The organism is Aequorivita sinensis, assembly GCF_006346335.1.
GTDB classification, from domain to species: Bacteria; Bacteroidota; Bacteroidia; order Flavobacteriales; family Flavobacteriaceae; genus Aequorivita; species Aequorivita sinensis.
This window is the reverse complement of sequence record NZ_VDMC01000016.1, coordinates 32,823-53,576: the sequence shown is the minus strand read 5'-3', so window position 1 is coordinate 53,576 and position 20,754 is coordinate 32,823. Positions and strand designations below refer to the sequence as shown.

At 32.7% G+C, this 20,754-nt stretch carries 21 protein-coding genes; 6 read left to right on the top strand and 15 right to left on the bottom strand.

What is annotated here, in order from left to right:
* Positions 1-238 precede the first annotated feature (238 nt).
* From FHP04_RS12755 to FHP04_RS12745, 3 genes are all read left to right on the top strand, one after another.
* On the top strand, positions 239-1,417 hold the full coding sequence (locus FHP04_RS12755; protein WP_158319146.1) for a TlpA family protein disulfide reductase: 1,179 nt from the start codon (positions 239-241) through the stop codon (positions 1,415-1,417).
* Positions 1,418-1,641: 224 nt separating this feature from the next.
* Positions 1,642-2,547, top strand: coding sequence for a hypothetical protein (locus FHP04_RS12750; protein WP_139856522.1), 906 nt, complete (start codon positions 1,642-1,644; stop codon positions 2,545-2,547).
* Positions 2,548-2,852: 305 nt separating this feature from the next.
* The gene (locus FHP04_RS12745) at positions 2,853-3,311 is read left to right on the top strand and encodes a hypothetical protein (RefSeq protein WP_139856521.1); all 459 of its coding nucleotides are present in this window, start codon (positions 2,853-2,855) and stop codon (positions 3,309-3,311) included.
* 371 nt (positions 3,312-3,682) lie between these two features.
* Here FHP04_RS12745 and FHP04_RS12740 read toward each other — a convergent pair whose 3' ends face one another.
* The 7 genes from FHP04_RS12740 to FHP04_RS12710 all read right to left on the bottom strand — a co-directional run bounded on the left by FHP04_RS12740 (position 3,683) and on the right by FHP04_RS12710 (position 10,527).
* Positions 3,683-4,465, bottom strand: coding sequence for an ABC transporter permease (locus FHP04_RS12740; RefSeq protein ID WP_139856520.1), 783 nt, complete (start codon positions 4,463-4,465; stop codon positions 3,683-3,685).
* Positions 4,458-5,168 (bottom strand): ABC transporter ATP-binding protein, encoded by a 711-nt coding sequence (locus FHP04_RS12735; RefSeq protein ID WP_139856519.1) that lies wholly within the window; start codon positions 5,166-5,168, stop codon positions 4,458-4,460. The genes FHP04_RS12740 and FHP04_RS12735 overlap by 8 nt, the downstream gene beginning before the upstream one ends.
* Positions 5,155-6,408, bottom strand: coding sequence for a nitrous oxide reductase family maturation protein NosD (locus FHP04_RS12730; protein WP_394344274.1), 1,254 nt, complete (start codon positions 6,406-6,408; stop codon positions 5,155-5,157). Before FHP04_RS12730 ends, FHP04_RS12735 begins: the two co-directional genes overlap by 14 nt.
* A 120-nt stretch (positions 6,409-6,528) precedes the next feature.
* Positions 6,529-6,963: a nitrous oxide reductase accessory protein NosL gene (locus tag FHP04_RS12725; RefSeq protein ID WP_139856518.1), complete on the bottom strand. Its 435-nt coding sequence runs from the start codon at positions 6,961-6,963 to the stop codon at positions 6,529-6,531.
* Between the two features lie 113 nt (positions 6,964-7,076).
* Positions 7,077-7,685 carry a hypothetical protein gene (locus FHP04_RS12720; protein ID WP_139856517.1) on the bottom strand — a complete coding sequence of 203 codons (609 nt, stop codon included), beginning with the start codon at positions 7,683-7,685 and terminating at the stop codon, positions 7,077-7,079.
* Positions 7,686-7,860: 175 nt separating this feature from the next.
* Complete coding sequence (nosZ, locus tag FHP04_RS12715; RefSeq protein WP_139856516.1) at positions 7,861-9,831, bottom strand: Sec-dependent nitrous-oxide reductase; 1,971 nt, start codon at positions 9,829-9,831, stop codon at positions 7,861-7,863.
* 192 nt (positions 9,832-10,023) lie between these two features.
* Positions 10,024-10,527, bottom strand: a complete 504-nt coding sequence (locus tag FHP04_RS12710) for a c-type cytochrome (protein ID WP_139856515.1) — start codon at positions 10,525-10,527, stop codon at positions 10,024-10,026.
* Between the two features lie 213 nt (positions 10,528-10,740).
* Between FHP04_RS12710 and FHP04_RS12705 the strand changes: the two genes are divergently transcribed.
* A complete protein-coding gene (locus tag FHP04_RS12705; protein ID WP_139856514.1) occupies positions 10,741-11,568 on the top strand; it encodes a universal stress protein in 828 nt (275 codons plus the stop codon).
* A gap of 11 nt (positions 11,569-11,579) precedes the next feature.
* Here the strand turns inward: FHP04_RS12705 and FHP04_RS12700 are convergent, their stop codons facing one another.
* On the bottom strand, positions 11,580-12,212 hold the full coding sequence (locus FHP04_RS12700) for a hypothetical protein (RefSeq protein ID WP_139856513.1): 633 nt from the start codon (positions 12,210-12,212) through the stop codon (positions 11,580-11,582).
* Between the two features lie 220 nt (positions 12,213-12,432).
* Here FHP04_RS12700 and FHP04_RS12695 point away from each other — a divergent pair, with 220 nt between their 5' ends.
* Positions 12,433-12,942, top strand: coding sequence for a hypothetical protein (locus FHP04_RS12695; protein ID WP_139856512.1), 510 nt, complete (start codon positions 12,433-12,435; stop codon positions 12,940-12,942).
* Positions 12,943-13,247: 305 nt separating this feature from the next.
* Entirely contained in the window at positions 13,248-14,081 is an 834-nt protein-coding gene (locus tag FHP04_RS12690; RefSeq protein ID WP_317129569.1) for an ATP cone domain-containing protein, read from the top strand.
* A gap of 46 nt (positions 14,082-14,127) precedes the next feature.
* On the opposite strand, the gene FHP04_RS12685 is transcribed toward FHP04_RS12690, so the two are convergent.
* From FHP04_RS12685 to FHP04_RS12655, 7 genes are all read right to left on the bottom strand, one after another.
* Positions 14,128-14,610, bottom strand: a complete 483-nt coding sequence (locus FHP04_RS12685) for an acyl-CoA thioesterase (RefSeq protein WP_139856510.1) — start codon at positions 14,608-14,610, stop codon at positions 14,128-14,130.
* 208 nt (positions 14,611-14,818) lie between these two features.
* The gene (locus FHP04_RS12680; RefSeq protein WP_139856509.1) at positions 14,819-16,189 is read right to left on the bottom strand and encodes an MBL fold metallo-hydrolase RNA specificity domain-containing protein; all 1,371 of its coding nucleotides are present in this window, start codon (positions 16,187-16,189) and stop codon (positions 14,819-14,821) included.
* A gap of 2 nt (positions 16,190-16,191) precedes the next feature.
* Entirely contained in the window at positions 16,192-17,025 is an 834-nt protein-coding gene (locus FHP04_RS12675; RefSeq protein WP_139856508.1) for an ATP cone domain-containing protein, read from the bottom strand.
* Positions 17,026-17,041: 16 nt separating this feature from the next.
* Positions 17,042-17,893 carry a universal stress protein gene (locus FHP04_RS12670; protein ID WP_139856507.1) on the bottom strand — a complete coding sequence of 284 codons (852 nt, stop codon included), beginning with the start codon at positions 17,891-17,893 and terminating at the stop codon, positions 17,042-17,044.
* Between the two features lie 41 nt (positions 17,894-17,934).
* Positions 17,935-18,786: a universal stress protein gene (locus tag FHP04_RS12665; protein WP_139856506.1), complete on the bottom strand. Its 852-nt coding sequence runs from the start codon at positions 18,784-18,786 to the stop codon at positions 17,935-17,937.
* 36 nt (positions 18,787-18,822) lie between these two features.
* A complete protein-coding gene (locus FHP04_RS12660; protein ID WP_139856505.1) occupies positions 18,823-19,665 on the bottom strand; it encodes a universal stress protein in 843 nt (280 codons plus the stop codon).
* Between the two features lie 138 nt (positions 19,666-19,803).
* On the bottom strand, positions 19,804-20,649 hold the full coding sequence (locus FHP04_RS12655) for a universal stress protein (RefSeq protein WP_139856504.1): 846 nt from the start codon (positions 20,647-20,649) through the stop codon (positions 19,804-19,806).
* Between the last annotated feature and the right edge of the window lie 105 nt (positions 20,650-20,754).

The following is a 20,754-nucleotide window of genomic DNA, read 5'->3' as shown; positions in this document are numbered from 1 at the left end:
CACCGTATATAGTAACCTTACTCCGCTCTTTTGTTCTTTCTGATTAATACTTAAAATTAACTTATTTAGTAAAAATCAAACTTAAGATGTGTATAAGCAATGGCTTGTCCTAGCCTACTTGGAATCCCGATAGCTATCGGGAGCGGAATTTCCAATGATAAGTGCCTGTTTGCAATTGTCCGTGACTAACCACGCCACTGCTCATATACCAAACGTTGTGCACAATTATAACCAATATATGAGACATTTAATTTTTCTTATTACAGTTACGACCTTTTTAATAAGTTGCCAAGAACAAAAGTCAACTGACTTAATTATTGAAAAGTTTGAAAAGCAGGTTGAAAAGAATAAATCTTGGGAATATGACATTAACTACAAAATGAAATACTTTAGTTCCGATGAAGATACTTTAAAGTATAATTCCAATGTTCGATTAATAAAACATAAAAATGACACCATTTTCGGTGGAAGTTTTTGGATAAAAAATGATAGCATTGACAGATACTACGATTTAGAGAATATCTACATCATTAATCATAAGAAGAAGAAAATAACCAAATTCTTTCCACATAAAGGGCAAGATTGGGCAATTAATGGAAATACAATAAGTGGTGTTCTTGATTCTTATTTTTTAAAAGCAAATCGCTTATCGAAATCCTTAAAGGATTCTACTACAGTTGTTAGTTTAAATGATACCATTTTTCGAGATTCAAAGAGAAATGCCATAAAATTCCGTTTTAAGGACGATTTACCAATTGAAAAACAAAGAAAGACATTCTTTTTCGACGAAGATGAAAACTTAAAAAGCATTATCTATTCAGGTAAATTTCAAAATGAGTGGCAATACAATGAGTGGCATTTTACCAATGAGAAATATAACAACATAACCGATACTGATTTACAATTAGAGTTTAGTAATCTAATAAACAGCTACGAAGTAGAAGATTATAAAGAACCTGATCCAAAAGAAATGGAGCCAATTGCTAATGGAATAGAAGCACCAGCATTTAAAGGCTTTAACTTTCAACTTAATGACTCTATAAGCTTAAAAGACTATAGAAACAAATACGTACTTGTTGACTTTTGGTATAAAGACTGTTTTCCTTGTATAAAAGCAATAGCCTCATTAAATAAATTACGAACTGAATATTCAAAGAATGATTTGACAATTCTCGGATTAAATCCATACGACAATAAAGAAAAGGACAAAGAAAAACTTAAAGAGTTTATCGAAATAAATGAAATGAACTATCCAACTATCCTTGTAGACAATGAAGTTACAAAGGCATATAATGTGAGAGCATATCCAACTTTTTATATTATAGATGATAATGGCAAAATTGTTTATTCAAAAGTTGGACACAGTGAAAAGAATGAAAAGGAAATTGATAGTTTACTAAGTAAATGGATAAAATAACTGTACACAACAATACCTATAAGTAATTGCTTGTTCTTGCCTACTTACGAATCCCGATAGCTATCGGGACGCGGACTTTCTATCTGTGATTTATTTGCTAACTTTAGTGCTTAAACACGCCACTAATCTCATACAATCACGTTATAGCCAATTAGAAAATCAAGATTCATAAGTTATACTCTACATTTGTAGAAATAAAATCTCTATATTAAATACATTGTATTATGAAAAGATTCTTACCTCTATTAATTGTTATGATTGGATTAACTTCTTGTAAAGAAAATACAAAAAAACAAACAGCATCTGATGAAACACTAAATTCTATTGATAATTCTGTAGAATTGACAGAAGAGCAAAAGGATTTAAAAAAGAATGCGATACCCATTCAAAACTTATCCAAACTGAGCGACAAGATATACGATGAAATCGCAAATTATGAAATAATAATGATTGGCGAAATGCACGGAACAAATGAACCTGCTGAATTTGCTTATGGACTATGTGAACTGATTGCTAAACACGAAGGCAACGTGATAATGGCTATGGAAATTCGTGCTTCACTTATGAATAACTTGTCAGACGAGATGTCAATTTCCGAGTTAAAAGAATTGGATTTCTTTAGTGGAAAAAATTTTGACGGTAGAAATGGTATGGCATGGCTTGATTTAGTATACAAGGGTATTAAAAATGATGGAATTATTTTAAAATTCATTGATAATCCTTACCAATCTTCAACTAGAGACTCATCCATGTACAGGGAAATACGCAACATCCATAATAAACATCCAAATACTAAAATAGTTACTTTAACAGGAAATGTACATAATTCTTTTATACCCCTTTTTGACGAAGTAAGAATTGGAGGTTACTTGTTAAAAGATTCTGTTAATTTTGATTCTAAAAAAATCATGTCTATTAATCATGTATTTAGTGAGGGAGAGATGATAAATAGTGACGGCACAGGACTACAACTTAGAGTCATTGAAAGAGAAGAAAATATTTACAATACTACTCTTTCTTATGAAATGTTTATCTCTAAGATATTTCCTAAAGAGCAAAATCGATGTACACATATCTTATATACTGATAAAGTAACTGCTTCAGGAATTATTGAAAAAGATGATAAGTAATGATAGTATATATCTCTTTTACTGAAAAATGGTCTTGGCAAATTTGACTCTAGAACATGGAATTACAAACAGAAATTCAATAAATCGAATAAAAATAACTGGCTACAATAACGTATATAGCTCATAGCTAGTTAATTGCTTAATCGAAGTTAAGGCATATTTGCGAAGTCGCCAAATTTTTTAATTTGACAACTTCCCAAAAAAATAAAATGAGTAGTAAAATTTAAAAATCTGACTTGTAAATAATCCGAAAACAATCGCTAATTTACACGCCACGAGCCATATACAGAGACGTTGCCCACAATATGAAAAAAATACTTCTTCTTACAATTATAGTCTTTTCGATTATCATATCTTCTTGCGAAAATGGCAGAATAACTGATTTGGAAAATTCAGTATCGGAATTAACAGAACTGAACTCTAAATTGACAGACTCGATTCAAAAGTTGCAAGAAAAAAATATATCTTCTTTTTATCTGATAGAAAATTTGGATAAGAGTAACTTTAAAGTAAATGAAACCAGTTTTATTCATTTCGATTTCGGATATAAAAATTATGTTTCAAATTATAATGTTTACAGATTATACGGTAAAAATTATGAAGAAAGAAAATTGATTTTAAAAAATCAAAGATTAAGTGAATTTGATTTTGAATTTAAACCCGAAAACATTGATGATGATAGAATTAAACTCGAAGTCGTTATGAATATCAATGGAATCGAATGGATTATCCCAGCCGATTTTCAAATTAATGTGATTGATTAAAGTACTGTGTACAACAATTTATAACCGTAATTTGCTTTGCCATTTCTTTACACTCGTGTCGGCGGATTGGACTATCCAGAGGTAAACTCGGGAAAGGCTATTCGAATCCGCTCGAATCGAAATTACAATTGTGATGTTTATCTTAAAAACCTAGTGTAATTATCTATAACTGCGACTATATTAAACGTTACGAATAATTTAAAATAGAGAGAATTGCATTGATAAAATAATATAGAAATCAAAAGTTATTGCAACTGACCCTTGGAATTATTTAGCTTGTTTAGATTATCTTCTCTGTGGATTCTCACATACTCCATATTTAAAGTCTATTTCAGTTATAAAATGTTGGTAAATGCAGTATAAAGCAGCTTTTAAAAATCCTTCCACTTAGCTATTCTCCAGATAAAGAAAGTTGGAATAACAACCCAACACACTAGCATTACAAAAGACAAAATTACACCAAAACTGGTTCCGAAGAATTGTTGAAATACGGCTCCGGTGTATCCTAATAAAGCAGAAATGTCGAGTTTCAGTAGTATTAAAACTCTCGATAAATCCACTGGGTTTAGCATAGTGGCAAATAATGAGAATTTATCTAAAGGGTAGTCTTCAAAATACAACAGTGACATTAAAAATAATCCGTCGTAGATTACTGCCATAAAAAGCCAAAGTAAGATAGCATACCCAAAACCTTTGATTTTATTTTCGTTAGAGAGTGCTATAACAAAGGCTAAAGCGGTAAAAATAAAGGTAAGAAATCCACCAGTAATTAACAGTAATGAGAAATCCCAAATTGCACTACTATTAAAGATACCATAAAAGGCAAATGGAAGTCCTAGCCCGATAATTAAACTCATTGCTAATGAGGTGGCAACCCCAAAGTACTGCCCTAAAAAAATAGAACTTCGCTTAATAGGTTGTGCTAAAAGAAGCTCAGTAAATTCGCGAGAATTGTAATAATACATCACGCCAAAAATGGTTCCTATTAAAGGAACAAGGATGATGATAACGTTCATTAATGTTATCACTGCTTTTGATAAATCGTTGTTTAAAAACAATAGAACAATACCAAGCAGTAAATAAAATAGAAAGTAAACGTAGCTCCAACGGCTGCGCATTAAATCGTAAAAACTATATTTTAATATCTTAAGCATAACTTGCGGATAAAATAGAGGCTATTGCGTGTTCAAAATCTGGTTGTTCGGTCTTAGTTTTAAGTTCTGTGATACTACCTTTAAAGTAAATTTTGCCTTCTAATAGGAAGACAATTTCATCGGCAATTTCTTCCACGAAACTTAAAATATGAGAGGTTACAAGAATTGTTTTTCCCTTCTCCTTTTCGGCAAAAATTAAATTCTTCAATCTTAAATGAGAAATAGGATCTAGACCACTTGTAGGCTCATCCAGAATAATTAACGGACTGTCGAACATAAAAGTAAGCACTAAGTTTACTTTTTGTTTTGTTCCTCCAGAGAGGTTTACAAGCCGTTTATTCAAGAAAGGTTGCAGTTTAAACAAATCTATTAAAGCTTCGTCATGTGTTGCCTTAGTAGCTCTTAGGTCTTTAATCATCTCTATAAGCTCACTTACCTTCAAGTTTCCAGGAAAATTGGCTATTTGTGGTAAATAGTCAATCTTATCGCGGTATTTAAAATTGTTTTTTAAAGATTCTCCATTAAAGAGAATTTCACCTGAATCTGGTATTACCATCCCAAGAATAGCTTTTATAAGTGTAGTTTTCCCTGAACCATTCGGACCAAGAATGGAAAATATTCCACCTTCACCTATGGAGAGGTCAATGCCTTTAAGCACTTCGTTTTTGCCAAATTTTTTATGTAAATCCTTAATTTCTATCATGGTTTATACGTTTCATTTTTGGATTTTCATCCAATAAATCGTCTGGAGTAAATACTGGAGATACTTTTTCTGAAAAGTCTATTATGTCTATAAATAGGCTTCGCATTAAAATTATCGTTTCTGGAGTTCGGTTTACTATATATGAAAACAGTTTTACAGGACGATAAGGAACATCTCCTATACCGTTTTTATTGAGGTCGTAACCGGTATAATTACTCCAAAAATTATTGTCGAATTTATTATCATTAATACGTCCGTTATAGGATATATCGAATGAATTATACAGAAAGTTATTGTTTATTACATGGTTTTGATAGCAGGCACCTTTCACTTTTAAAGCGTACCCATTACTCGTAAAATCGTTATTAGAATATTCCAAACGATTACTTCCTTCTACCGTAATTCCAACAGTATTTTCGAAGAATAAATTGTTTTTTATGTAGGCGTCGTTTACTTCTTTTAACAATAAACCATAAGCCGCTGTTCCCCAGTTTTTCTGAATAATATTATTTTCAACTTGCATAAATTTTGAAAACATCAATGCTATTCCTGCACCATTAGTTTCAAAAGTATTATTGATTACATAGTTGTTGTTACTGAACATAAAGTGAAGTCCGTATCGAACGTTGTTCTTACTAAAATTATCCTTTATGGTTATATTATCTGAGAATTCTAGATAAATCCCATCGCGAACATTTTGCACATCATTACCAATAACCTCAACATTTTTGCAATACCATAAATGAACTGCATTTCCAGAGTTAAACTCAGTCACAGCTTCTCCCCTAACCTTGTTATTTAAAACTTTACCATCGTTAGATTTTTGAAGGTAAATTCCGAAGAAAAGCTTTTCGAGTTCCAAATTCTGAATAAGGAAACCTGTGCTATTTACAACTCGTACCGCAGCATAATCTGTGGTGTAGCTTACGCCTACGTTTATAATTTTAAATCCGTCTATGGTTACGTTGTCTGTACCAATGGTAATTATCTCTCCTTTTTCTTCTCCATCTATAGTAGGAAGATCTTCACCAATAAGCGTAATACCTTTATCAATTTTAATATTAGCTTCTTTATAAACACCTTTTTTTACCAAAATAGTATCCCCTTCCGATGCCTGTTTAACAGCCTCTTTTATGGACTTCACTGGGCAGGTAGCGCATACAGTAATTGTTTGCGACCATAGGTTTGTAAGGGAAAACAAGGAAATAAAAAGGAATAATATGTAGAATTTGTTTTTCAAAATTTAATTAAAATTTAGCAATACTAAGCCTGTAACTCAATCGATTTAGGAATTAAAAAAATGACTTCAGCAAGGCTTCATAGTGCCGTAAAGTTGATAAAAAACTGCTGAAGTCATTTTCTATTTCAACTTTAAGTGTTTTTGAATATCATCCCAACTATATATTTCACCAGTAAACTTTTCTTTTGCTTTTTGAGCCTCTTCGGTATTTGCAAATGCAGATAGGTTTGCTCCCATAGGACTTTGCAAGTTTTCACTCACCAAATATGAAGCGTTTGAAGCATCAATCAATTCACCTGGACTATTTAGGTTAGCTACTATTTTATGCGCCATTTCTGTGTCCTTAAATTCATCTTGTAAGGAATGAACCATACACTCAATAGCATCATATTTATAAACTTTACCTTTAGCCGTAACCATTTGTGAAGCGTGCCGTCTATCTACAATAGTCATATCGCAGTAATGACAAGCATCAGATCCGTAATTAATGGGCTGCGGGCTAACATTACACGCTACGAATAACAATGAAATTAAAAATAATTGTATGACTTTCATGATTATATAAGTTTATAAGTTTACCACTTCCGTCCCCTATAAAATCGGGAACTCCATCTGTATTCCTCTTTATCGTATTTCTCACATTGAACGCGAGTTAAAAAGGAGAAGCTTTATTTATTATATTCTTTTTTCCCTACAAAGAAGGCTACTACAGTAAGTAACATCCCAATAAAGATCATATAGGCCCCAACTCCTGGCCAAGAATCTACATCGAAATTCAACATTTTTTGATAACCAATAAGTGGTGGTTTATAGGTCATAGGAGTACCGTCTAGGTTTTCCAATTTCATGATAGCTTTTGGGTCGAGATCAGTTCCGTAGTCTATTAGCCACAAGTTAAAATCGTACATTCCTAATAAACCGAGAATAGACATAACAATAAACCAGCCCAAGAACCATTTATAACTTAGTTTTCCTAGGAAGCCAAGAATCCCGATGATTACTCCAAGGGCTATCATAAGTCCGACAACTTTTGGAAACACATCAAACTCCCACATTTCTTCTACTTTAGGGATTGGCTTCATCCCGATATAGTGGTTAAGTCCGTCAATATTTTGAATATCAAATTCTTCAACCCCTTGAATTCCTTGAATGTAAATATCCATTCCTAACGGATCTGGGTATTGTGGTGCACCAAGCATAATATTCCACAATGGGAATTTAAATAGACCCAATAATAACAAGGAGCCAATTATCATTATTATTCCTGCTTTTTTCATTTTTTTAGAGATTTGAGATATTAGATATTAGATGTGAGATGTGAGATGTGAGATGTGAGAAGAATAAATTTTAGAATTTAACATCTTTAAAAAAGACGGGGGAAATCAACAACCCCCGTCTTCACTGAAAATACTACTAATCACTAATATGTATTTTCACTACTAAAAACAACTTTTAATCTTCACCTAAAGTCCAAGACAATTCAATATCCGAATCAGCTGGGCTAACTCTTACATATCCTTGCATTTCTTGGTGAAGTGCAGAACAGAAGTCGGTACAATAGAATGGCCATACACCTACTTGTTTTGGTTCCCAAACTAAAGTTTCGGTTGCTCCTGGCATAATTAGCATTTCGGCATTATTCGCACCAATTACTGCGAAACCGTGAGGTACATCAAAGTCTTGTTCGTGGTTTGTAATATGGAAATATACTTTGTCACCCACTTTTACACCTTCAATATTATCAGGGTTAAAGTGACTTCTAATCATATTCATATAAATATGAACTTCTTTACCATCGCGCTCTACTCTAACATCGCTGTTGTCTAGTACTGCATATTTGTGTTTGTTTTCTGCTAATTTAAAAATCTTTCTAGACTTTGGAGCTACCATTTCTGCAGGAATAGCAGCTGCGTAGTGAGGTTCACCAATAGTAGGGAAGTCTAACAGTAATTCCATTTTATCTCCAGTGATATCAAATAATTGAGCAGATTGAGTAAGTTCAGGACCAGTTGGCAAGTATCTGTCTTTTGTAATTTTGTTTAAGGCTACAAAGTATTTTCCAAATGGCTTACGTGAGTTTCCTCCAGGAATCATCCCGTGACCTACAGAATAAAATACTGGTTGACGGTCTAATACTTCCCAAGTTCCTACTTTCCATTTTACAACTTCAGAAGAAATAAAGAAGGTAGTATAAGCATTTCCTTTCCCATCAAATTCAGTGTGTAATGGTCCTAATCCTGGTTGTTTTACAACTCCAGCAAGAATATCCTCGAAGTTTAGAATTGGAATACCATAAGCTTCCCCATCAAATTTCTTGTTTTCGATTGCATCAAGCATTTTAGTAAAACTGTGAACAGTTAAATCTGCAGAAAGTTTTCCGTTACCGATAATGTATTCTCCAGTAGGATCTACGTCACATCCGTGAGGAGATTTTGGAGTTGGCAGGAAGTAAACTGCTCCTGGCACTTCTAATGGATCTACAGTAAGAACCTTATCAATCATAGTAGAAGTTGCAGTATGCGTATGCTCATCTAAGATGTTGTGTGCATATCTTGCAGGTACCTTTTTACCACCACCATTATTTACGTATTCTTCAATTTTTTTCCAGTTTACAGCCGCAATAAAGTCTTTATCGTTTTGTGAAGCGTTTACTTCCAATAAAGAGTGAGCTTCTTCAGTATTATATGTAGTAAAGAAGAACCAACCATGACTCTTATCACGTCCTGGGTGAGAAAGATCGTAGTTAAATCCAGGCATCATTAGCTGGAATTTAATATTCATTCTTCCTGTTTCTTGATCTACTTTAATAAAAGTTAAGGCACCTTTAAAATTACCCTTGTATTCATTAATAGACATATCTTTCTGAGGCACTGGCACAGAGAAACGTGTTCCTGCAACTACATACTCAGTATTTTCAGTAATAAATGAAGAACTGTGGTTACCCGCACTATTTGGGATTTCAATAATTTCTTCAGTTTTAAAACTTTCTAAACCTATACGAGCGATACGCGGAGTGTTGTTTCCATTAATAAATATCCAACGTCCATCTAGTACTCCTTCAGTTTGAGAAATATCAGGGTGGTGAGAGTCATCCCAAGGTACAAACCCGAAAGATGTATTTAACATCGGTTTAGTTTCTTCAGTATATCCCCAACCATTTTCTGGGTTTTGAGAGAATACTGGAAGTACTTTTAACAAACGCCCTGATGGTAGACCGTACACACCTAGTTGTCCACTAAATCCTCCAGACATAAATCCGTAGAATTCGTCATGCTCTCCGGGAGCCACATACACCCTTTCAGCAGCATTGGTTGCCAAACCTCCTTGGCCTCCACTTTTGCTCTTTTTTGTTCCGCCATCATTACAGCTAACCAAACCGGCTACCATAATTGCGGAGATTAAAATATTAATTGATTTTTTCATTGGTCTATTATTTAAATTACATTGTTTTAAAACTAATTTGCCAGTAAGAATACATTATCTACTAAGTGCTCCATTCCGTGTCGTTCAGCCCTTTCTGCTTAGTATTAGGATTGTATAGAATTACAGCTTTACTTTTAAGAACCCCTGCAGAACTTACAGCTCTGCAAGGGAAATCTGGTTAGTTAACTAATACTATAGAGTTCTAAAATATTCTAGTACTTGTCTTGCTTCTTCTTCAGTTAAGCTCTGATTGGCCATTGGCGAACCGTTAAACTCTTGTAATAAAGCTTTTGCTAAAGGGTCGTTTTGAACCATTCCTTCTGGATCAAGTATCATATTCATTACCCACTCTGGAGTACGTCTTTCAAGAATTCCTGTTGGAGCTGGACCAATAAACTTTTTGTCAACTTTGTGACAAGCCATACATTTTGATTTAAATAAATCTAAACCTTTGGCAGCCATTGCATCGTCAACCTCAGCAGAAAGATCTACGTTTTTAATAGGACCAATTCCTTTATTAGTAAGGTCTATTGTTTCAGAAGGCTTAACAGTTGAAGTTGGTGTTTCTTTTGGAGTCTCAGTTGGAGCTGGTTTTTGACCAATTTGAATTCCTTCTTTCTTTTTCTCTTCTTTTCCACCGCAACTTACTAGGAGTAATATTACGAGTGCAGCCATCGATTTAATTATGTTTTTCATAGTTGTTAGAATTAAATTATAGAACAAATGTATTTTAAAATGGAGGCTTGTAAAATGATATTTATCATATTTACGACCTTTTGGTCATTTATTGTAAAATTAAATGTCTTCGGTAAATTGTGTTGTAATTTAAAAATTGAAAATCTAAATATTAATGACATTAATCATTCTTTAAAACAATCTTTGTCCATAAATTTGAGTAAAGAATAGCTTATGAAAAATATACTTTTACCTACAGACTTTTCTAAAAATTCAAAAAATGCAATCGAATACTCATTGAAGCTTTTTGAAGAAGAAACTGTTACATTTCATATTTTAAATTCACAAAAACCAACAGGATATATAACTGCAGATGTTTTATATGGCGCTGCAGGAGATTCAGTTTATGATGGGATTTTAAACGATAATAAAAAAGAACTTGAAAAGTTAATTCGCCATTGTGAATCGCAATCTGAAAATGAAAACTTCACTTTTGTCCCGAAAATTGATTTCGACAATATAGTTGATGCCGTAAATCAAGCAGTAAGTTTAAATAATATTGAACTTATTATCATGGGCACAAATGGAGCAACTGGAGCTGAAGAAGTTGTATTTGGCAGTAATACATTAAAACTAATCAGAAAAGCAAACTGTCCAGTTTTAGCAATTCCTGAAGGATATGTTTATAATAAAATTGAATCCGTTTTACTGTCTGTAAATTATCAGTATGAACTAAAAACTGATGCTTTAGGAGTAATTTTAGATATAGTTCGAAAACACGATTCAACCCTAAAAATATTGGAAATAGAAGAAAACAATGTAGAAGCTAATTCACTAAAAGGTAATTATATCGATCTTTTTAAAGGTATAAATATAGAGCGTTTTTGTATTAAGAATATTCCTTCTGCTGTTGCGATTGATGCCTTTACACAATTAATTCCTGTTCAACTTCACGCTATGTTTGTAGAGAGAAAAAGTTTGTTAGACCGTTTTATATTTGGATCAGAAACTTCCAAAATCAGCTACAGTTCTAAGGTTCCTCTGTTGATATTTAGAAATTGATTTTAAGAAATCTACCTTAAATTTAGCAGGTTGTTCTTTTTAAGTGCTTGCAACAGAGTATTTACATAATCTCGAATTGAAGTAGCTGCAGTAGGAGGATTTACTATGTCTATTTTTCCTCTCCATATTAAATCGTTGTTCCTACCTGGGCAAAGACAAAACAAGGATGTTTCTGTATTATAAACTGGATAATCTTCAACTTGGTCATTTTCATAAACTACTCTATTTTCATTGTAGTAATCATTAAATGACTGAAAAGATCTTGTGAGATTTCTATAAGATTGCGCCATAGTAACCTTATTCTCCTGCCCTACTATTTTTGACAAGAGTACTGCATCAAAACTTTCGTTTAATAATTGCATTTTAAGATTTTCTAAATTCTCTTCAGATTGATCAATGTCGTTCACATTACTTTCAAAATAATCCACACTTTTAACTGCTATTATATTTTCATCTTTTAAAGCTTTTACTAGACTGTATTCAAATTGGCGTTGCAAACCTCCATCCGGGGTTAACCCCACTACCAATACCTTTTGAGTTTGGAAATTCGGGCTCTCCTTATTAATGTATTCGTCTACCAAGCGACTACTCGAGCAACTAGCAAAAAGAATTACCAATACCAAAAGGAATAATATGTTTTTCATCGAATTAAAATTAGAAAAGCAATATCTAGACTAACTTTATGTAAATATACGCTTCTCTTTTTTAAATTAATTGAAAATAAAATAGTTGGAATAAAAATATGTGGTTTCAATAAACCTGAATATGATTATAATCATAACTTTTTGATATAAAAATCCCGTGATTTGTTAAAAGTTAAATTTTCAAACAGTTAAACAAGAAAAATCAAAAAATATAAATATTATGAAAAATACAATTTTATCATTAGCAATCATTTCAGCTTTATTAGTGAGCTGTAACGAAACTAAAACAAAAGATGTAACTACTAGTATTGAAGAAATGCACGAGCACGATACTTCCAATTCGCACGCTAACCACGAAGAAGTAGCTGCCGAAATGCATTCTTTAAACAATGCTTGGGTAGATGAAATAAAACTAGACAACGGCGATAAGTGGGAAGCAAATATTGAAACTACTGAAGGAGTAAATAAAATGTTGGATATGCTTAAGTCTACTGAAACTAAAACCACTGAGGGTTACCACGCTTTAGCTTCTAACTTAAATGAAGTAAAAAACTTCGTTGTTAAGGAGTGTACTATGGAAGGACCATCTCACGATAATTTACACGTATTCTTACATCCGCTAATCGAGAAAATTGAAGCTTTAGGAAAGGTTACAACTGTAGACGAAGGTGCAAAAATTAAAAAAAGTATTAAGGAAAATCTGGATGGATATTTTAACTATTTTGAATAGGGCAATAAGCATATTTTAAAATAATTCAAAGTCTTCATTAGCTTAAACACTTAATGGAATTACCTAGCGGGAATTAACATCTTGCTATTTAAAACATTTAACCTATAAAGCTTATTTAATATTCTATAAACTCAAATGATATTCACTAAAATCACTAAATAGACATTATAATTATCAAATTTTGAATATGTTGTAAACAGACAGATTCATATTGATTTGTATGAATAGAAGTTCTACATTTCTAAATAAGGTTTGTTTGAAGGATTTTTTACAGATATTTAGAGTAATATAATACTATGGGGAAAATGGATATAAAAATAGAAAAATTCAACGGTGACATTGAAGAGTTTAAAGTTGAAAAATTAAAAAATTCACTTAGAAGAAGTAAGGCTTCTGAAAGCGAAATAGATCAGGTAGTGGATAAGATTATGCCTACGCTTTACGACGGAATGAAGTCTAAAGAAATTTACAAAACAGCGTATTCTATACTAAAAAAACTCAACCGCGTTTCAGCTTCTAAATACAGTCTAAAACGGGCTATTTTAGATTTAGGTCCTACAGGATTCCCTTTTGAAAGTTTAATTGGCGCCGTTCTGAAGCACCATGGTTATACAACGCAGGTTGGAATTACTTTACAAGGTGAATGTATAACACACGAAGTTGATGTTCTAGCTGAGAAAGATGGTAATGCTTACACTGTAGAATGTAAATTTCATGCAGATCCTAGGGCTGTAAGTAATGTAAAAGTGCCGCTATATATTAACTCTCGATTTTTAGATATTCAAAGGCGATGGAACAATGATCCTGAGAAAAAATCTCATTTAAAACAAGGATGGTTAATTACTAACACACGTTTTTCGAAAGACGCAATTGATTATTCCGAATGTGTTGGATTGCATTTAATGAGTTGGGATTATCCTGATAACAATGGAATTAAACACAATATAGATAAATATACCCTCTACCCTATTACCACCCTAACAACTTTGACAAAGAAGGAAAAGCATCTTCTTATCGAAAAAAATGTTATTCTAACTAAAGAATTATACGAGTCTTCTTATTTACTTGAAAAAATAGGACTCTCCCCAATACGACAGAAAAGGGTTCTAAGTGAAATAAAAAAGCTGTGTAATCTTTAATAAAGAAATGTTACACAGCTTTTTACAATATATTTTCTAATGAACATTATGGAATAGAATCTATCGATATATTTTGAATTAGCTGATAAACTTCAGGCGCCCTACTATTTAGCCTAACTGGTTTCCAGCTTTTATCCAACCACATATGCAGCGATGTTCCAGATGCCAGAAGTTCTCCTTCAGGTTCTCCCTCTATATTTTCATCTAAAGACAAAGGCGTACCTGCTTTTCCTAGTCGTCTTGCTTCATAATAGAATTCTAATCTAACGGCGGATTGACTTTTTATCTTTGTAAATATCCCGATAGCCTCATCGTAAAGTGCGGGTTTATGATATTTAACTTGAACATCTAAAACAGGCAGCATTAAGCCCATACTTTCCATTTTGCTGTAAGGAAGCCCGTTGGAACGCATCATTTCTGTACGACCAATTTCAAACCAAGTGACGTAATTGGCGTGATGTACCACTCCCATCTGGTCTGTTTGCTTATAGTGAACTCTTAAATTGTGCTTGTGCCAGAATTCTTTCATAGTTTATCTTTAAAATAATAGCCGATAAAGGCTAGAACCTAACCAATAATTCAACTTTTTTAAAATTAGTGATGAGCTTTTTCAAGGCTGAAACAAAATTAGAAATTTAAAAAACTAATAACCATCACAATTTGAAAATATATTTGAGAATGCAGAATAGATTCAAAACGTTTCTGACATCCAATCAAATCACTTCAAAATAAATCATTTACACTAAAATTTCCTTAACATCAAATAGCTTAGGAATTGAAACCTTCCAACCATAAGTATCTTGAAGTTTTAGGCGAAGAACATCTTGTGCTGTGGGCTCTCCGTGAATTAAAAATGTTTGCTCTGGTATGTTTTTAATTTCACTCGTCCAATATAGAAGCCCTTGCTGATCTGCGTGGGCGGAAAGACTTTCAATATGGTGTATCTCTGCCTTCACGGGGTGATATTTTCCAAAGAATTTTAATTCGTGAGCTCCTTCTAACATCTGGCGCCCACGAGTACCTTCAGCTTGGTAACCAACTAACAAAACGGAAGTATTTGTTTTATCGATCATTTGTTTAAGATACGTTAATACTCTACCTCCAGTAACCATTCCACTTCCAGCAATAACTACCTTGGGTTGCGGGTTATCAATTGTTTCCCAAGTCTCTTTATAGGATGTAATTATATTCATCCTTTTACTCATTGCATTAAAATCTTTCATTGGTATTTTGTGCCAGTCTGAAAAATTCTGAAATACCGATAGCACATTATTTCCCATTGGACTATCAATAAATATTGGAATGTTTGGAATTCGGTTTTCATTGTACAATTTCCAAAGCAAAAACATCAAAGTCTGTAGCCGTTCTACAGCAAATGATGGAATTATAAGATTTCCTCTATTGTGAATAGTTTTAGTGATGAGTTCTACCAATTTATCTGAAACACTTTCTTGCGGATGAAGTTTATTTCCATAGGTGCTTTCAATAAATAGATAGTCGGCCCATTTTGGTTTTTCGGGTGGAGAGAGCAACAAATCGTGTTCGCGACCAATATCTCCTGAGAAGACAAAAGTTTTACCGAAAATATCTAATTCAATAAAAGTAGCTCCAATTATATGCCCGTTATACTTAAATCTATATTTAATGTTTTCTGAAAGTTGAATCCATTGGTCCCTTTCTTCCGATTGGAAAAAGCCTAAGGTAACCTCAGCTTCTTGTAAAGTGTAAAATGGCTCGGCAGGTGAATGTTTAGAATATCCTTCTTCATTTGCCCTTTCAGCTTCTTCCTCGTGAATTTTTGCACTGTCTAACAGTATAATTTTTGCGATTGCTAAAGTTGGTGCAGTTCCAATAATCTTACCTCTATATCCATTTTTCACCAATCTTGGTAAATATCCTGTGTGATCTAAATGCCCATGCGTTAATAATACAACGTCTATTGCAGAAATAGCTATAGGTAAATCTTCCCAGTTTTTCTCCCGCATCTCCTTTACCCCTTGAAACATTCCACAGTCAATTAAAATATTTTGCTCTGGAGTTTCAATATAAAACTTAGAACCTGTTACCGTTCCAGTTGCACCTAAAAAATGAACTTTTATCTTTTGCAAAACTAGTTGTGTTTACATAAGATTTTTATCTCTTCTAAAATTCGAGCTTGTCTGTTTTCAGAAATACCCAAGTGGTCTAAGTAAAAATCATCGTTTATTAATTGTTTGCAAAGCACTATATCACGACTGAGCAAAAACTGCTTTTCTCGCTGACTCATTAAGGTTGAAGCAGTAATTGGGTAAAGCCCCAATCGATCTATTCGGTCTCTAATACCGTTGTCTTTTGGATAATCCCAACTTAACAAATAAAGCCCTGCACATTTCCCGTATTGTAAAGCATCTTCTGTAAAACGAGTATTAGTAACCACCCATCCTTCAGTTGGCTTTTCTGCTTCATTTTTATCGTTATAATTATTTAAAATATCTCGATATCGGGAATGGATATACAGTGGAATTTTCACATTACAATTTCGACCTTCATCACTGTGAAACTTACATTCTACAACAATAAATTGGTCGTTTTTACGTGCAACAACATCAACCTCATGAAGGACGCATTTTCCTTGTAAAAACTGCCCAGTTTTTACTTTATAGCCACTATAAAACAACAAGGCAGCTATAAATTTTTCAAAAGGAAATCCCGTAGGTCCTAACTCGTAAATTGCTTTTTTTAGTTTGTATTTTGAAGCATATCCTTTCTTCTCTTTTTTAAGAAGAGCAAAGGCACGATTATATATTTCTTTTGTTGAAATGCCCTGATATAACTCGTCGCGGACGTTGTTTGAAATTTCATTAACCAATGCCTCATCCGCACCACTTTTTCGAAGTGAAGATTTCAATTTATCGATTGAAAAATCTGTCCGCTCTCCAGAATGCTTAATAACTTCAACAACCATTATTTTTGTAATTTAACTATGTTCTGGAATCGTGTAGCGCCAATATTGGCACTTTAGAATGTACACCAAGGCTTTTAACCAAAGGATTTGTAAAGGCACTGCCAAAAAACCAATGTTTTCTATTTACAAAAGCTATCATCCCACTTTTACGTTCATCAACAAACGAAAGCAGTCCTTCTTTAATCCCAACTTTATCAAGCCAGTGATGTGTAAATTCTAAGCCTTTAAAATGGTTTTCTAGTTGAATTCGGTTATTTTTTTGTCTTTCAGTAAGATTGGCTTCTTTCCCAATATGTAAAATACGAATTGGAGATTTACCTTGCTTTGCAATTTTCACAAAGGTTTTCATCTCACTTTCGATATAAAGACTTTTAAAATTGGTTGGAAATACAATTTCATTAATATCTCTGTAGGATATATTAGAAGGAATTGCGAGAACGGCACAATCCCTGATATTTTCCATGATATTTACCGAATTTCTTCCATAGGCAACTTCTCCATCATTAGTTACACCACGGGTTCCCATAACTATTAGATCAATATCATTTTTCTTCACCTTTTCTTCTATCAAATCTATAAAAGATCCAAATTTGTGATCGTAGTATATTGTGTGTCTAGGATTATCAGCTAACAGATTTACCTTATTTTTAAGAAAAATCATTTTCTCTGCTGAATGTCTTGCTGCGGCATCATACTCAGATGGTTCTGGTTCTGGAAATAAGAAGTTTCCACGAGCGGAATGCTGCAAAAAATAAGAGTGAAAAATATAGAATGTACAATCTATGTTTTTAAAAAGCCCAAAAGCATACACAATAGCATTAAATGCATTTCGCGAATAATCTGTAGGAATTAATATATTTTTATGCATAGCTAAAAGTTTATTTGTGTTTTGAACCCCACTCTAAAATTTTATGTTCTTAAATCGTGCATTGCTAATAGTGGAACATTAGTATGCTTACCAAGTTCTTTCACCATAGGGTTTGAAAATATACTGCCAAAAAAGTTGTGTTTTTTATTTACAATAGCAATCATTTCGCTTTCTCGACTTTGAACAAAACAACTAACGCCATCTTTTAAATCTACATTATACAACCTATGATGTGTAAATGAAGCTGGCTCTAATATTTTCTCTAATAGTAACTTATTGTCTATTTGTGGTTTTGATAATGCCCTCCCTTTTTGTACGTGTAAAATGCGAATTGGCGCGTTTAATAATCGAGAAATCTCTACCAATGTAGACAGTTCCTTTTCCTTATAATGCGTTCTAAAACTGGTTGGAAAAACTATTTCGTTTGGCTCCTTAAATAAAACTGTAGATGGAATTGCCAACACTGGACAACTTCTAATTTTCTCCATCACATTTACAGCATTACTTCCTAAGATGACAGTTTTATTATCTGTTTCACCTTGAGTTCCCATTATAACAAGTTTTATGTCTTCTCTGGCAACAACGTTTTTCATTACCTCGAAAAAAGGTCCAAACTCACTAAAGTATTTAAAACTGTGTTTCTCGTTTTCTTCATAAAAACTCATTTGAATTTTTAATCTTTCAATATTCTTTTCAGAACGTTCTTTTACAATGCTTAGGTCTTTATCTGTTGGCTGAGGACTCAATAAATTGTCTTTAGAGTATCCTGATAGATAGTATGTGTTTAGAATAAAAAATTCACAATATTCGCGTTTATATAGTTCCATTGCATATTTAATAGCATTAAATGCATTGCGTGAAAAATCTGTGGGTATTAATATTCTTTTCTTCATAATATCTGTTTATTTAAATTCTTAATTTACAATTTTTTATTTACTCTTCGATGGAATTACTAGAAGTGGAACATAATCGTGTTTTCCAATCCTGCTTACCACTGGCTCACGGAAAAGTTGTTTTATAAAATTGTGTTTATGATGTATGATTGTAAATAAGTCAATATCCTCTTTTGCTATAACAGAATGTAAGGTATTAGAAATATTTCCCTTTTTCGGTACAAAGTGAAAATCTACATCGTATTCAGTTAAGTCTACTATAAACTTGTCGTAGTTTTCTTTTTGTGTTTTGTCAAGTTCTTTTTCCGATCCAACATTAATAATGTGAATTTGCGAATTAAATTGTCTAACAAGTCTTGTGATTGGTTTAAATTTTGAAAAACTAAAAAACTCCTTGTAATCGCTAGCGAAACCAATCTTTAAAGGAACTACAAACTTTACGTGATTTGGAACAATGAGTAAAGGACAGTTTTCTAGAGATTTTAAAACTTTTATTGTTGTACTCCCCACCAATACATCTTCTGCACTGGTACGTCCTTTATCTCCCATAACAACAAGGCTTATTTCATCCTTTTTAACCATCTTATTGATGGTACTCGACAAGGATTCGGGGGTTAAAATAAATTCATAATTATGCTTTTGCTTCGGAGTATTTAATTCAATTTTTTGAAGCAACTTTTTACTTTCTTCTTCAGGATTTATTTTACCGTTTTCTGCTTTAACACTTAGCCCTGCAAGATTGTTATTATTTCTATTCTGCGAACTATAGGAATGTAAAACTATTATATGCATAGGCTCATCACCGTAAAGTTTTGAAGCATAGTGTAATGCAGCATATGCATTTTCAGAAAAATCTGAGGGGACAATTATTTTTTTCATGGACTAAAAAATTAGTGGTTTAAGCTTCAATTTATCTAAAATGAATCCTTGAAGCCTATGTGGTTTTGGTAGTATAAATTATTCAAAATTCCATAGATATCAAAGAATAATTAGATAAATGATCGCTTAAATATTTTACTAACGCGGTAAGTTTTGAAGTACTAAAAATGGAATATCAATTTTTAAACCTATCTTTTCTATAGTTGACTTGTACAGGATATTTTCTAGATAAGAATGCCGTGTATTAACCATAACTAACATATCGATAGGGTTTTCTATAATAAATTTATTAACAGCTTTAGTTACATTCTTTTTATCCTTTTGAACAAAATCTATCTGATTTTCACTTAAACAAGCTTCCATAAAAGCTTTGTTATCATGCTGCCTTAAAGACAAGTTATTAAATTTAGATACGTACAGAAAGTTAATCTTGGAAGCAAAGCATTTAGCTAGTGACCCTAATAACTTTAATTCTCTTCTTTTAAAAGGAATCATGAAATCTGATGGAAATAAGATATTTTTTGGATGAACATCGGTATAGATTTCTGGAATAGCTAAAACAGGGCATTTAACGTATTTAATAACTTGAAGTGTATTACTACCAAAAGTTATATTTTTATCGTCGGTTTCACCTTGTGTTCCCATTACTACAATATCAGCATTTTTACTTTCTACCCATTCATTTACCGTATCCACCAATAAACCAAATTCAGCAACTGTAATAATTTTGTGTTTTGGATTTGGTGAGTAAGCGAAAAGATCCTTTTTCATTTTAGCTAATTTCTCTTCAACATCACTAAGTGTCTTTGCCTTTAAACTGTCAAAATCGGCATCTGGCAAATTCAATTTTTCATTATATACCCTATCTGCAAAGGCGTGAATAAGATAAATTTCAGAATGACCGTGCTTAAAAAGCTCGGCAGCATATTTAGCAGCATTCATGGAATTATTAGAAAAATCGACAGGAATTAAAATTTTGTGCATTAGAAAGTATTTAGAGGTTTATACGTAAATATAAGCTTTTCTTACCGAAATAAACATGATAAGTATCAGCTAAACACCTGATATTTAAGGTTTCATTATGAGACA